Raw genomic sequence first — 13601 nt, 5'->3', positions numbered from 1 at the left:
GGCTGCGGCCATGCCGATCGACCGTGCCGCACTTATAGCGGGCAGCATCCGACTCGCCTCAGGTGTCCATTTCCTCGTCGATCCCCTCGGGGCGAACAAGCTGTGGGGTGACCCGGGGGAGCCGATCCCGACCGCGCGACTGTTGCTGCGATCGATGGGTTACCGCGACGCCCTGATCGGCGGGCTGAGCACCCCCCACTTCACCCCGGTAGGCCCGCCCATTGCCCACCCGGCATCGAACCTCGCACGACTTCGGCCCACTCGGGATCCGATCAAGTGACACGCGGGCCTTAATGCGGTTGACTGATGACCGCGACGAGGGGAGTAAACAATGGGTTTCGGTGTCCTAACTTTCGTGACCGATGAGGGCATCGGCCCGGTCGAGCTGGCCCGCGCGCTCGAGGAGCGCGGATTCGAGTCGCTTTATCTGGCCGAGCATTCGCACATCCCGGTCGATGCCAAAACCCCCTACCCCAGCGGTGGCCCGATTCCGCGAAAGTACTATCACACGCTGGATCCATTCGTGGCGCTGACCGCCGCGGCGGTCAGCGCCACGATCTGCTGTTGGGCACCGGGATCGCGCTGGTTGTGCAGCGCGATCCCATTCACACCGCTAAAGAGGTCGCATCGCTAGATGCGGTGTCGCAGGGGCGATTTCGCTTCGGGGTGGGCGTGGGCTGGCTGCGCGAAGAAATTGCGGACCACGGGGTCGATCCCTCGGTGCGCGGACGGGTTGTCGACGAACGACTGGATGCGATGATCCAAATCTGGACACAGGAGAAAGCGGAATACCACGGAAAATTCGTCGACTTCGACCCGATCTATAGCTGGCCCAAGCCGATACAGCAACCGTATCCACCGCTATATCTGGGCGGAGGGCCGGCCGGCTTCAAACCTATCGCCCGGCTCAACGCGGGCTGGCTCTCGATGACGCCGTCACCGAAGGAACTCGCGCCGCAGATTGACCAGTTGCGCGAGGTGGCCGGCCAGGACGTACCAATCGTCCACTTCCACGGGGGCGAACCCTCCGCCGAAGAGTTGACGTGCTGTCGCGATTTGGGGTTGGAACACGTCTTGTTGGACCTGCCGACCGCACCCCGCGACGAGACGCTCCGCCACTTGGACGCGCTACAGGCCGAGACCGCCAAGTTAGCGTAAAGCTAAGTGCCGCAGAAGGTTTGGTATTTGCCGAAGGCTTTTGGCGCCGGACTCGCATAGCGCTAGAGTCCGGGTCGTTCGTCATAGGGAGCCCGCACCGCGCCCAGCAGCTGCTGAACCGGACCCAACTCGCCGGCCGTCGCGGCGGCCAGGGCTTCCTCGACCAGGTGGTTGCGCGGAATGTAGATCGGGTTGACGCGATCCATCGACTCGGCGTCGGGACCCCACGCCCGCCAGCGCGACATCCACTCGTCGAACCCGGCGAGGTTGATGAAAAGACCACGCGCGGATTCGGCATCCCCGCGCGCCGCCTGGCCGAGCTGGCGGAAGAACGAGGTGTAGTCGACACGGCTTTCCGTGAGCAGGGCCAGCAACTCGACGACCAATGACGTCAGCGTCCCGGCTTCGACGGTCGTAGGTAAGCCGAGCTTGGCGCGCATGCCCGACGACCAGGTGGCGTCGTACTCGGTTTGGGAAACGCCGAATGTCTGCTCGGCGAACGCGATTCCCTCCTCGATCGTGTCGGCCAGCAGCGGAAGCAGGGCCTCGGCGAACCGGGCCAGATTCCATCCGGCGATCGTGGGCTGGTTGCCGTAGGCGTAACGCCCCCAGTGGTCGATCGAGCTGAAGACCGTGTCGCTGTCGTAGGCCTCCATGAACGCGCACGGACCGTAGTCGATCGTCTCGCCGGAGATCGTCGTGTTGTCGGTGTTCATCACGCCGTGGACGAACCCGATCAGCATCCATCGCGCGATCAGCGAAGCCTGGACCCGGACCACTGCTTCGAACAGCGCGCGGTAGGGGTGCTCGGCCTGTGCTGCCGCGGGATGGTGGCGGGCGATCGCATGGTCGGCGAGGCGCCGCAACAAGTCGTGGTCGCGGGTCAGGGCGGCGTATTGGAAGGTACCGACCCGTAGGTGACTACTGGCGACGCGCACCAGCACGGCGCCGGGCAGAGCCGTCTCGCACTGCACCGGCCGCCCGGTGGCGACCACGGCCAACGCGCGTGTCGTCGGCACGTTCAGCGCGTGCATCGCCTCGCTGATCACGTATTCGCGCAGCATCGGGCCTACCGCCGCGAGGCCGTCGCCACCGCGGGCGAACGGGGTCGGGCCCGAGCCTTTCAGGTGGATGTCGCGAACCCGTCCGTGCTCGTCGGTCAGCTCACCCAGCAGCAGCGCGCGCCCGTCGCCCAGCCGGGGCGCAAGACCGCCGAACTGATGCCCGGCGTAGGCCTGCGCCACCGGAGCCGCGCCGGGCGGCAGTAGATTGCCGACGAGGAATCGCAGGCCGTCGGTGCTGCGCAGCCACGCCGCGTCGAGCTCGAGGCTGGCGGCCAGCGGCTCGTTGAGGACGAGCAGCTGCGGGTTCGGGGTGGTCTCGGATCGCCAACGTATGCCCAGCTCGGGCAGTTCACGGGCGAAGCGGTCTTGCAGGGGGACGCGGATCTCCGAAGCAACGCTCACCCCATCGAGACTACGAGCATCCCGTCAGCCGATGACGTGGCGGAGCGCATCGCGGGCGCGGTCGAGCATCGACGCGAACGGCCCTAGTGCGAAATTCAGCTTCGCCGACTCCACCCCGGGATGAGGATGCGTCGGGGCAATCGCCTGGGCCGCCTTCACCGCTATCGTCATGCGCTTGAGATCGTCCGCATCGAGCACCTTTTCCAGATACGGAAATTCTCCAGATACGGAAATTCGTTGTTTTCCTCGTTTTCGGCGTGATCGAGAACGGCCTCGCGCAACTTCGCGAGTTCGTCGATGAACTCGTCCGAAGTGATGTCCAGCTCTTCGATCTTTGACAGCAGTTGTTTGGCTTCGTGCTCCTCCTCGAGCCGCGCGTCGACGACCGCGTCCCCAGCATCGGCGTCGCGCCGCACCCGCGGATGCACCACCATTTCCTCGGCCGTCTCATGGACGGCCAGCAGCTGACGCAAAGCCGTGAATGGTTCCTCGCGCGCCGCGGGGTCCGACGCAAACAACACCTCGTCGAACATGTCCTCGATCAGATTGTGCTGCGCTTTGAGGAATGCGACCACTTCGTCGGGGGATTCGATGATCATGTCGGTCACGGGTACCTCCGGAATCAAGATGAGGGAAAGGCCGTCGGCGCCGGGCTGGGCGACGTCCATTGATGCGTACCCGGGTGAGGTGTACATAAACGCCGGTACGCTGATCACCACCCTTTTTCGCAATAGCTACCCTGGTGGAATGGGCGCCAAAGCCGCATCCGGGTCGAGCGCATCTATGAAGACGTCGGCCCCGACGACGGTCAGCGCGTCCTGGTCGATCGCATCTGGCCGCGGGGTATCCGCAGGGACGACCCCCGCGTGGGCATCTGGTGCAAGGACGTCGCGCCGTCGAAAGAACTCCGCGAGTGGTACCACCACCGGCCCGAACGTTTCGACGAATTCGCGTCGCGCTACCGGGCCGAACTGGCCGGCAACACCGCGCTCGACGAGCTGCGCAAGCTGGCCAACCGCGGTGTGGTAACCCTGGTCAGCGCCACCCGCGACCTGGATGGAAGCCACGCGGCGGTCCTGGCGAAGTTGCTCAAAGGCCGCTGAAACTCGGCGTGAGACGATCGTGCGATGCAAATCGGATTGCACGCATTAGGAATGGGTCCGTCGCCGATCGGGCGGTGATCGACGCCGTCGCCTCATGTGCGGACGAATGCGGCCTCGCCACACTCTGGGCGGGCGAGCACGTCGTCATGGCCGATCGATCCGCCTCACGTTATCCGTACTCCGATGACGGTGTCATTGCCGTTCCCCCACAAGCGGATTGGCTTGATCCGGTGGTCACGCTGGCATTCGCCGCGGCCGCGTCGTCTCGGATCACGATTGCTACCGGCGTCTTACTGCTGCCCGAGCACAATCCGGTGGTGGTGGCCAAGCAGGCCGCGAGCCTGGATCGGCTGAGCGGCGGGCGGCTGACGCTTGGCGTGGGCGTCGGATGGTCCAAGGAGGAATTCGCCGCCCTTGGAGTGCCATTCGAGAACGTGCGGCGCGCACGGCCGAATACGTTGCCGCGATGCGTACGCTGTGGCGCGACGACGTCGCGTCCTTCCACGGCACGTTCGTCGGCTTCGATTCGATTCGAGTGAATCCCAAACCGGTTCGCGAGCGCCGCATCCCAATCATGTTGGGCGGCAACAGTGATCCTGCGCTACGGCGGGTGGCGGCCTGGGGAGACGGCTGGTACAGGTTCAACCTCGACGATGTGGCGGCGGTGCGCGAGTGCCTCGCCAAGCTGGATCGGCTGCGCGACGAGGCAGGTCGCGACCGTGCCGAGCTGCGGTTGGCTGTGGCGCTTCGTAACCCGCGCGAAAGCGACGCCGACGCGTTGGCCGAATTGGGCGTCGACGAACTGGTCCTGGTCGCCACTCCGCCGGAGCGCGCCGATGCGGTCACCGACTGGGTTGCCGCGCTTGCCGATCGGTGGATCGCGAATCGCCGTTAGGCCTGCGACGATTCGGGGTAGGCTGCACGGAAGACATGACAGACTCTGAAGTGATCCTGCCCCGGCAGCTGACCGACATCAGCGCCGAGGTCCGGGATGTCGCGCCGCCGCCGGTGCCGCAACTGCCCGAGCCGTACGGCTTGCGGCTGGCGGATCCGGACACCGACGCCGAGATGATCTCCGAGTGGATGAACCGACCGCATCTGGCCGAATCGTGAGAGTACCCCTGGCCGGCGGAGCGGTGGCGTCAGTACCTGCGTGCGCAACTCGACAGCAGCTTCTCTCGCCCGTTGGTGGCGAGCCTGGACGGGATTGACCGCGGCTACCTCGAACTGTACCGGGCAGCAAAGGATTCCATCGCGACCCGATACGAGTACGACCCCCACGATTTGGGTCTACACGTCGCCGTGGCCGATTTGGATTACCTGAGTCAAGGACACGTCAGCTACCTGCTGCCGCACTTGCTGGTCAGCATATTCAACCTTGAACCGCAGTGTCGCCGAATCATGTTCGATCCCGACCACCGCAACGTGTTGGCGCGCAAGTTCTGTGAGCGAGGCGGCTGCGTCTTTCTGGGCGAGCACGACATGTCCAACCGGCGGATGGCTTTGTACGTCCTGCCGCGTGCGCCAGACGACGTGCCCCGGGCTCGCGAAAGCTAAGCTGTCTCTGCGACAGTGAGTGGTCATGTGGGCTCGGCTGGTGGTGGCACCGTAGTGGGTGCTGTGGTTGGTGAACGCCGCGACGTTCACGATCGCACTTTCGGTGATCTGCGGGCTGGGGCTGCCCGGCTTTGCCGCCTCCGGATGGGTCTGGCCGCTGCTGTCGGTGCTGGTGTTCAGCGTGGTCGTGACCGCGTTGATAACCCGCGCCCGGTGTCCGATTCGGCAAAGCTACGCGCGGGCCGTGACCGGGCTGGACCTGGCGCAACGCTCCCAAGCGGTCAAGGCGCTGCGGGGTGGTGAGGCGCCGGCGGACCCGGCCGTGTTGGCGGCCGCCATCCGCATCGGTGACCTTTCGATGGCATACCGGCGCCGGGTGCCGGTCTGGCAGCGACGGGTGGCATGGGCCGTGCCGGCCCTGTGGGTGGTGGCCGCGGTGCTGGAGTTCGTCGGCAACGACATGCGCGCCGGACTGACCTGGAGCGGATTGGCCCTGCTGGTGGCGGCTCGAATGGCTTGGGCGGTCGATAAAGCGCGCCGGCTACCGGGACGCCTCGAACTGCTGCGTGCCGCGGCCGATTCCAGCCCGCAGGCACTCGCGGTGCTGGCCCAGGCGCATGACACCGCCGCCCCGCCGCCAGGTCTGCGGTTACGCCTGGCCCTTACGGCGGTCGTCATCGTCGCCGTGCTCGCCGGAGTTTTCGCGGTGTATCAGCAGGCTCAGCCGAGCCGTGACTGTCGCACCGCCGAGGCGGTCGTGAACTACATCCATGCGAATCCCGAGATGCTCGACGCCTTGCTGATCGCTCCAGGCGGCCCCGGCCTGAACAGGTACCGGGACTGGTCAGATCGGCTTGTCGGCTACTCGCGGCAGGCGTCAGCGCCCGACCTCGCACCGCACCTGCAACGCATCGCCGAGATCTCCACCGACGCGGTATCGGTGGTGACCGCGGCGCGCGGCGACTCGTTCGCAAGCCCCTCCACCGAGGAGATGCTTAGGCGACAAACCACCTACCACACCCTCGTCGGCCATCTCATCGACGAGGACAACGCACTCATTCCACCGTGTCATCCCCACCGTTAAGAGGTTGCCCGCGAACGGGTTTGGCTTTAGTAGTCGTGCTGTGCCAGTGAGATGTCGCCGAGGCGTCGTGTCTCGTCGAGCGACAGCACCGCCGGAACCATTTCGCTCGTCACCAGTCCGTGGCGCCCGGTCAGCTCGTCGACGATATCGAAACTGCGCGCGATCGACTCCGGTGTGTCGACGATGATGGTCATCACCGGAACGCGCCTGGCGACCTGAAATAGCCTGTCTCCGTGCGGTTTATGGTCACCGTGAAATCCCCACATGCCGCGCAGCAACGTTGCGCCGCGTGCCGTTCCCGACCGGATCAGGCGGTGCACCAGTGCACGGTGGATCGGCAGCGCGTCGTGCCAAGTCGCCTCGGCGGTGTACACCATCAACTTTTGCCACAGGGTGCGGCCCTGGTCGTCGGTTGTCGGCAGCTTCTGTGGGCGCGCGAACATCTGGCCGTCGCGTTTGCACAATCGCGCCCGTTCGACCGTCAGCAGCGGCTCGGCCAACACGTCGGCCAATTCCGTCGCGGCGGCACAAACCTGCTCGGTGGACCCGACACCGATGACCATCATCGGGACGTTGACGTTGCGACCGAAGAAATGGGCTCGCCGGCGCTGCCCATGTGCGGTGCCGTCGACACCGAGAAGCGCTATGGGACCGGCGATCCCGTGCCGATACATCAGGTCGCAGACCGCGTAGTAGGCGGCCTTTCCGGCGACGCGTTCCTATCGGCCGACGTACGCGGCCAGTTTCGCGGCGTCGCCGTTGTGCGCGCCGAAGTCCCCGAGCGCGTCGGTACCCCGTTGCCGGGTCACCAGCCGCGCGCGTTCCAGCGTCAGCAGCCCGCGGCCGGTCAGTGCGGCGACTTCGTCGACCAGGGAGCGAATCTTGGGCTCGACGTCGACCGCGGCGATCGCCACCGCAGGGTCCTCGGAGAGGCTCAACGACACGTCGGTGCGCAGCTCATGGCTTGCCCCGAAACTGGCGATACCGCGCAGCATCACGCTGGTCGCAACATCGTTGGCGCCGAACACATCGAACATCGCGTCGGCCAGAAAGCGCCGGCCGTCGCCGACGATGCGTTGGCGCTCGCCGAAGTACGCGGTCAACTTCAGGCACGGCTGGTTCATAGCTGTTCTGCCAACCATTGTCCGAGCAGTGCGCCGGCCACGCCTAGCACGACGCTGACCACGATGTTGGCCGCCGCCGCCCACGTCCGTCGCTCCTCGCCGAGGCGCTGAGTTTCCAGCATCCAGGTGGAGAACGTGGTGTATGCGCCGACAAATGCGGTGCCGGCCAGCAATGCCGCGTCCTTGCTCAGCGCCAAGCCGCCGAGGAAGCCGAGCAGCGCGGCACCGCTGATGTTGACGGCCAGCGTGCCAACCGGACACGGCCGCGCTACCCGGCGGGTGACCCAACGGTCCGTCAAGAAGCGGGCCACCGAACCGATGCCGCCGATCAGTGCGACACCCGTCCAGACGAAGAGCGTCGTCATGGGCGCACCCGGACCCGGCGCACCAACACGGTCGCCAGATGCGCGGCCAGCAATCCCAGCACGATGCTGGTGACGGTGTAGGTCAGCGCCAGCAGCCAATGCCCGTGCTCGAGCATCCTCAGCGTCTCGACCTGCATGGTCGAAAAGGTCGTCAAGCCGCCGCACAATCCGGTGCCGAGCAGCGGCCGCCGGTAACTCGACAGCGGCAGGCGTTCCAGTAGGCGAGTGGTGAAGTAGCCCACCAGGAACGCCCCACGATGTTGACGGCGAACGTCGGCCACGGCCAGGTCGCCGGGTCGGATTGGGCGAGCGTGGCCAGCGCCGCGCGGGCGATCGAGCCCACCGCGCCGCCGGCGAAAACCGCGCCCAACTCGCGACAGTCGGGTCGTGCCACCGCTTGGTTCCCTTTCGTTTTCCAATGCGCTACGCAGCGTAGAGCGACGTGCGCGTCGGACACGGGCACAATCTGTAGACATGGCCAACCCGCGAGCCGGTCAGCCGGCCCAGCCCGAAGACCTCGTCGATCTGCCACATCTGGTCACGGCGTACTACACCATCCAACCCGACCCCGACGACGTTGCGCAGCAGGTTGCCTTCGGAACGTCGGGCCACCGCGGCTCGGCCCTGAACGGCGCGTTCAACGAAGCCCATATCTTGGCCATCACCCAGGCGATCGTCGAATACCGGGCCGCGCACGGCGCCACCGGCCCGCTGTTCATCGGCCGCGACACCCATGGCCTCTCCGAGCCGGCGTGGGTGTCCGCGCTCGAGGTGCTGGCCGCCAACGACGTGGTCGTCATGATCGACTCGGCCGACCGCTACACACCGACCCCGGCGGTCAGCCACGCCATCCTCAGCTACAACCGTGGCCGCACCGACGCCCTGGCCGACGGGATCGTCGTGACGCCGTCGCACAACCCGCCACCCGACGGCGGCTTCAAGTACAACCCGCCCAACGGCGGTCCGGCCGATACCGACGCGACCAACGCAATTGCCAAGCGCGCCAACGAGATTCTGCGGACCGGTGGCGCGGGGATCAAGCGGGTGTCGCTGGCCCGTGCGTTGCAGACCGCCCAGTGGCACGACTACCTGGACGCCTACGTCGCCGACCTGCCCAACGTGGTCGATCTCGACGCGATCCGCAAGGCGGCGGTGCGGATCGGCGCCGATCCGCTCGGCGGGGCCAGCGTCGACTACTGGGCCGCGATCGCCGAACGGCACAACCTTGAACTGACGGTGGTTAACCCGCTGGTCGACGCGACGTGGCGGTTCATGACGCTCGACCACGACGGCAAGATCCGGATGGACTGCAGCTCGCCGAACGCGATGGCTGGGCTCATCGCCAACCGGGATCGCTACCAGATCGCCACCGGCAACGACGCCGACTCCGACCGCCACGGCATCGTCACTCCCGACGCGGGGCTGATGAACCCCAATCACTATCTGGCGGCGGCCATCGAGTACCTCTACACCCATCGGCCGTCCTGGCCGGCCGGCATCGCCGTCGGCAAGACCGCGGTCAGCTCGTCGATCATCGACCGGGTGGTCGCCGGCGTCGAACGCAAACTCGTCGAGGTGCCCGTCGGCTTCAAGTGGTTCGTCGACGGCCTGATCGGCGGCACCATTGGCTTCGGCGGCGAGGAGTCGGCCGGGGCGTCGTTCCTGCGGCGCGACGGATCGGTGTGGACCACCGACAAGGACGGCATCACGCTGGCGCTGTTGGCTTCCGAGATTTTGGCCGTCACCGGATCTACGCCGTCGCAGCGGCATCAGGCGCTGGCCGACAAGTACGGCACCCCGTTCTACGCCCGGGTCGACGAACCCGCCAACCGCGAGCAGAAAGCCCGGCTCGCCAAGCTTTCCGCCGACGAGGTGACCGCAACGGAGTTGGCGGGGGAGCCGATCACCGCGAAGCTGACCGCGGCGCCCGGAAATGGCGCCGCCCTGGGTGGACTGAAGGTGACGACGGCCAACGCATGGTTTGCTGCACGGCCCTCCGGCACCGAAGACGTCTACAAGATTTACGCCGAATCCTTCAACGGCCCCGAGCATTTGGCCGAGGTGCAGGAAACCGCGCGCGAGGTAGTTAATAAAGTCATTGGGTGACCTTTACCCTCTGTCGTGCCCGCTCGGGGGGCCGCGGGTCCAGTTCAGCTCGGTTGCCGCGCGAAGTTTGGATTCTGAGCTGGGCGAATATCATGATTGCGCTGGGCTACGGTGTCGTCTCACCCGCGCTACCCACATTTGCGCGAACCTTCGGGGTCAGCATCAAGGCGGTGACTTTCTTGGTCACCGTCTTTTCGTTGAGCCGGTTGTGTTTCGCACCGGTAAGCGGGTTACTGGCCCAGCGGTTGGGTGAGCGACGCATCTATATCGGCGGTTTGCTGATCGTGGCCGTGTCGACGGCCGCCTGCGCGTTTTCCCAGACTTATTGGCAACTGCTGCTTTTCCGCCTTCTCAGCGGCATCGGCTCGACCATGTTTTATGTCTCGGCGCTGGGACTGATGATCCACATTTGCCCGCCCCGACGCGCGCGGGCGGATCGCGGGCCTATTCACCACCTCGTTTATGATCGGCGCGGTCGGCGGTCCGGCGGTCGGCGGCCTGGCGGCGGGCTGGGGGTTGACCGCGCCGTTTGTCGTGTATGGCGTCGCACTGCTGGGGGTGGCGGTGGTGCTGTTTTTCAGCCTGCGAAATTCCGCGCTGGCCGCGCCACCGCCGCCGACGCGAGCAACGGTGACGATGCGAGAGGCGCTGCGGGTTCGCGCGTATCGGTCGGCGCTGCTGTCGAATTTCGCGACGGGTTGGTCGGCGTTCGGGCTGCGCGTAGCGCTGGTACCGCTGTTCGTCGCCGACGTGATGCACCGCAGCGTCGGCGTCATCGGCGCGGTGCTCGCGGCGTTCGCCGCCGGTAACGCGCTGGCCGTCGTCCCCAGCGGCTACCTGTCCAACCGGATGGGACGGCGCATGTTGTTGATCGTCGGCCTGACGTCCACCGGCGCCGCGACTGCCTGGCTGGGGTGGTGTCGTCGTTACCGGTGTTTCTGGCCGTCGCGGGCCTGGTCGGGGCGACGACGGGCATTTTCATGTTGCCGCTGCAGGCCGCCGTCGCCGACATCCTCGGCTGTGAGGCTCGCGCGGGTCTTCCGGTGGCCGCGGTGCAGATGGTGACGGATCTGGGCGCCATCGTCGGCTCCATGGCGGTCGGTTGGGTCGCCGAGCAGCTGACCTACGGGTGGGGCTTCACGATCAGCGGAATTGTGCTGCTGATCGTGGCCATCGGCTGGGTGGTGGCGTCGGAGACGCGGCCGGTGCTCGATCTCCTTGCGGCCGAGGCGGAGCTCGATGCGGCCTGACCAGCAGTTTTGAAGGAGGGTTGCCGGTGGTGTAGCTTCGGTTGGCACAACTTCTCGGGGCTATGGCGCAGTTGGTAGCGCACCACACTGGCAGTGTGGGGGTCAGGGGTTCGAATCCCCTTAGCTCCACCGATGGATAATCTACTGTGAGCACGTCTCATCCGTGATTCGGCGTTAGCTGCCCGTGCCGTCTCGATCGTTTACGCCGATGACCGGGTTCACCGTTCGACAACGACGAGTGTTAGGGCAGCCCCGCGCGATCGAACTCCAATTGGAGTTGAGGCCGGCGGCGGTACCGGTCGCGGAGGTCGGCGATCAACTCATCGACCTCGGTGGCCTGATCCGATCCACCGGCGAGCTTGCGCATCTTCTTGAGCCGCCGAGCGGCGCTTCGATAATGCTGGGCGTCGGTTTCGGCCAGTTCCTTCTCTACCAGCGTGGCGTGGACCGGCAGTACGGCGAGACGGTCGACTTTCGCGTATGCCTTGGCGAGGTCACTCCAGGTGCGGTCGTCGTCGAGACCTAGGTCATGCGCGGCGGTCCACGCGAGCGGGATGTCCTTGAGATGAGCCAGCGCAAAGATCACGGTCTCACGCGCCGGCATCGGTGCCAGACGCGCAAATACGTCATCGCGGTAGTCGGGCCACGCGGTTCCGGCGGCCTTATAGAGGTCTGCGGCCGTGGTCGACGATGGCCAGCGGCGGAATACCTCCGCCCGAGCAGCCAGCAGGTCGTCGGGCCTATACGTAGCGAGGAGTTCGCACCAGTAATTCGCGGCCCGCCGCGACTGATGGCCGGAGTCGAAATCGGTTGTCTGCCTAGCCCACTCGAGCGCGAGATCGATCTGCCCGATTTCCTCGAGGGCCTCGGCGGTGTCCTGAAGCCACGCCGCGACCCGCCGGTCTCGGGCATGGGTGCGGATGATCGCGTCAACGTCTCTATCGAGGACGGCCAGGCGTTGCGCATTCCAGTCGAGGACGTACCAAGCGCTGGCGTGCGGGGCCGTCCATCGTTAATCTTCGGATGGGCGGGTCCCGAGATTTGCCGCGACCGCATCGAGTTTCGTTCGGTACCGCGCGATGCCCAGGTCCCCAAGGGCGGGCGCGTAGGCGACGGGGTCGATTGCAAAGTAGTCACATTCGTTCTCGAACTGGAACTTGATCATCCAGTCGATCAACTCGGCAGTGGCCGGACGGGCCATCTCCGCCATTCGGGGGTGCAGATCCAACAGATCGCAGGCGTCACCGATGATTCCGCTTGAGTCATCGGCGCGCATGATTACCCTGAGCGCCGACGCGATCGCCTTCTGGGTTACGGCGAACACGACGGTCGGATCTTCGGTTTCGGCGGCTTCGCGCAGGGCAGCAACCGCATCATGCATCCGGGCCCCGTGCGCATCGGCGACGTTCCACCGCCAAACCTGCGCCCGTGTCCTGATCAGCGGCAGGACGGTGTCCGCGAGGGCAGTCACAAGGTCATCTTGATGAATCGCGACCTCGACTGCAAGGTGATAGGCCGCGTTCTGGTCGGAATGCTTTCTGCTAAATCGATTGCCGCATAACCAGAAACGACTTCGAAACCGGTATCCCGCCCGGACCGGTACCTGGGTTGATAACGAGATTAGGCCGGATGGCGGAGTTGGTGCTCGACTGCCCGCCGGATCCAAGACGAGACCGAGCGGTCGTCTGCCGCGGCTGCAGTGCGTACCTGCTCTAGAAGCTCGGGTGGGAAGCGAACGGGCACGGTGGCGGTCAGCCGGCGGCGCCCTGGTCCCTGGGGTTCGTGGTTTTCCGGACGAGCGTAGAACTCGTATTCCTCTTCGGGGGTCATGGGGTGATTCATCTGTCTCTCCGGTATCGGTCAGCGAGGTGTTTGGAGGCTTCGTAGCAGCCGATGGGGCGGCACCATTTGGGGTTGCCGTCGCGAGCAGGGGCGAGAGGCACCACCGGATCTGCACTTGAAGGCCGCCGCGCTGTTGCACTCGCTGGCTCGGAATCATGCGCTGGTGGACGGCAACAAGCGACTCGCGTGGACAGCCTGTCGGACCTTCTTGGCCATCAACGCACAGTGGATCAGCGCGCCGGAGGATGACCGTTTCGATTTCGTGATCCGGGTCACCACTGGTGCAACGACTGGTCTCGACGAGATCGCGGAACCACTGCGCAACTGGAGCTACCAGGAGGGCTGAGCTGCCGTACGGGGTCCACCGTAACGACAACTGCTTCCGATGTTTGCTTGGCGGATTGGGGTTGGCCTACCTGACTAGCTGCGATCCAGGGACCGCCGCGAGTATCGCCGGGTTAGACCCAGACGTCGCTTGACTGCGACGGGATCCTTGGATGAGCGGCCCGCTCCTCGGCGCTTTTGAGCGCTTGCACATGGCGCAGC

The 13601-nt window shown here is 65.8% G+C and carries 10 protein-coding genes, 1 tRNA gene and 9 pseudogenes; 12 read left to right on the top strand and 8 right to left on the bottom strand.

The window, feature by feature from the left end; translation table 11 throughout:
• Positions 1–10 precede the first annotated feature (10 nt).
• A pseudogene (locus tag T428_RS0104930) lies at positions 11–187 on the top strand (DUF4267 domain-containing protein); the annotation flags it as partial.
• Positions 188–331: 144 nt separating this feature from the next.
• A pseudogene (locus tag T428_RS25675) lies at positions 332–1158 on the top strand (LLM class F420-dependent oxidoreductase).
• Positions 1159–1220: 62 nt separating this feature from the next.
• Here T428_RS25675 and T428_RS25670 read toward each other — a convergent pair.
• Together T428_RS25670 and T428_RS25665 are read right to left on the bottom strand one after the other, a co-directional pair.
• Positions 1221–2624 carry a protein adenylyltransferase SelO gene (locus T428_RS25670; RefSeq protein ID WP_051465127.1) on the bottom strand — a complete coding sequence of 468 codons (1404 nt, stop codon included), beginning with the start codon at positions 2622–2624 and terminating at the stop codon, positions 1221–1223.
• Positions 2625–2648: 24 nt separating this feature from the next.
• Positions 2649–3232, bottom strand: a pseudogene (locus T428_RS25665) (hemerythrin domain-containing protein).
• Between the two features lie 156 nt (positions 3233–3388).
• Here T428_RS25665 and T428_RS25660 point away from each other — a divergent pair.
• The 4 genes and pseudogenes from T428_RS25660 (at position 3389) to T428_RS0104895 (ending at position 6368) form a co-directional block, all read left to right on the top strand.
• The gene (locus T428_RS25660; RefSeq protein ID WP_036467195.1) at positions 3389–3727 is read left to right on the top strand and encodes a DUF488 domain-containing protein; all 339 of its coding nucleotides are present in this window, start codon (positions 3389–3391) and stop codon (positions 3725–3727) included.
• Between the two features lie 24 nt (positions 3728–3751).
• Positions 3752–4622, top strand: a pseudogene (locus T428_RS25655) (LLM class F420-dependent oxidoreductase).
• A 35-nt stretch (positions 4623–4657) separates the two neighbouring features.
• Positions 4658–5284, top strand: a pseudogene (locus T428_RS25650) (GNAT family N-acetyltransferase).
• A 70-nt stretch (positions 5285–5354) separates the two neighbouring features.
• A complete protein-coding gene (locus tag T428_RS0104895) occupies positions 5355–6368 on the top strand; it encodes a hypothetical protein (protein WP_169733614.1) in 1014 nt (337 codons plus the stop codon).
• A gap of 26 nt (positions 6369–6394) precedes the next feature.
• Here T428_RS0104895 and T428_RS25645 read toward each other — a convergent pair.
• From T428_RS25645 to crcB (T428_RS25640), 3 genes and pseudogenes are all read right to left on the bottom strand, one after another.
• A pseudogene (locus T428_RS25645) lies at positions 6395–7492 on the bottom strand (DUF190 domain-containing protein).
• Positions 7489–7857: a fluoride efflux transporter CrcB gene (crcB, locus tag T428_RS0104885; RefSeq protein WP_025735602.1), complete on the bottom strand. Its 369-nt coding sequence runs from the start codon at positions 7855–7857 to the stop codon at positions 7489–7491. Before crcB (T428_RS0104885) ends, T428_RS25645 begins: the two are co-directional and overlap by 4 nt.
• Positions 7854–8251 (bottom strand): annotated as a pseudogene (gene crcB, locus T428_RS25640) (fluoride efflux transporter CrcB). Before crcB (T428_RS25640) ends, crcB (T428_RS0104885) begins: the two are co-directional and overlap by 4 nt.
• Before the next feature lie 80 nt (positions 8252–8331).
• Between crcB (T428_RS25640) and pgm the strand changes: the two are divergent.
• From pgm to T428_RS0104865, 5 genes and pseudogenes are all read left to right on the top strand, one after another.
• Positions 8332–9963, top strand: a complete 1632-nt coding sequence (gene pgm, locus T428_RS0104875) for a phosphoglucomutase (alpha-D-glucose-1,6-bisphosphate-dependent) (RefSeq protein ID WP_025735601.1) — start codon at positions 8332–8334, stop codon at positions 9961–9963.
• Positions 9960–10385, top strand: a pseudogene (locus T428_RS35950) (MFS transporter); the annotation flags it as partial. The gene pgm and the pseudogene T428_RS35950, both read left to right, overlap by 4 nt.
• 40 nt (positions 10386–10425) lie before the next feature.
• Entirely contained in the window at positions 10426–11028 is a 603-nt protein-coding gene (locus T428_RS35945; protein WP_425411993.1) for an MFS transporter, read from the top strand.
• A complete protein-coding gene (locus T428_RS35940) occupies positions 10917–11213 on the top strand; it encodes a hypothetical protein (RefSeq protein WP_425411992.1) in 297 nt (98 codons plus the stop codon). The genes T428_RS35945 and T428_RS35940 overlap by 112 nt, the downstream gene beginning before the upstream one ends.
• 56 nt (positions 11214–11269) lie before the next feature.
• Positions 11270–11342: transfer RNA gene (locus T428_RS0104865), tRNA-Ala, on the top strand.
• A 112-nt stretch (positions 11343–11454) separates the two neighbouring features.
• Here T428_RS0104865 and T428_RS34005 read toward each other — a convergent pair.
• The 3 genes from T428_RS34005 to T428_RS31655 form a co-directional block, all read right to left on the bottom strand.
• Complete coding sequence (locus tag T428_RS34005; RefSeq protein WP_245604783.1) at positions 11455–11817, bottom strand: hypothetical protein; 363 nt, start codon at positions 11815–11817, stop codon at positions 11455–11457.
• Positions 11818–12225: 408 nt separating this feature from the next.
• Positions 12226–12879 (bottom strand): hypothetical protein, encoded by a 654-nt coding sequence (locus T428_RS34000; RefSeq protein ID WP_245604777.1) that lies wholly within the window; start codon positions 12877–12879, stop codon positions 12226–12228.
• Positions 12834–13043, bottom strand: coding sequence for a YlcI/YnfO family protein (locus T428_RS31655; protein WP_245604825.1), 210 nt, complete (start codon positions 13041–13043; stop codon positions 12834–12836). The genes T428_RS34000 and T428_RS31655 overlap by 46 nt, the downstream gene beginning before the upstream one ends.
• Before the next feature lie 100 nt (positions 13044–13143).
• Here T428_RS31655 and T428_RS0104855 point away from each other — a divergent pair.
• A pseudogene (locus tag T428_RS0104855) lies at positions 13144–13401 on the top strand (type II toxin-antitoxin system death-on-curing family toxin); the annotation flags it as partial.
• Positions 13402–13601: the final 200 nt, after the last annotated feature.

Origin of the sequence: Mycobacterium genavense ATCC 51234, assembly GCF_000526915.1 — a bacterium.
In the GTDB taxonomy this organism is placed as follows: Bacteria; Actinomycetota; Actinomycetes; order Mycobacteriales; family Mycobacteriaceae; genus Mycobacterium; species Mycobacterium genavense.
Note: the sequence above shows the minus strand (reverse complement) of the source record. Positions and strands in the feature narration are given on the sequence as shown.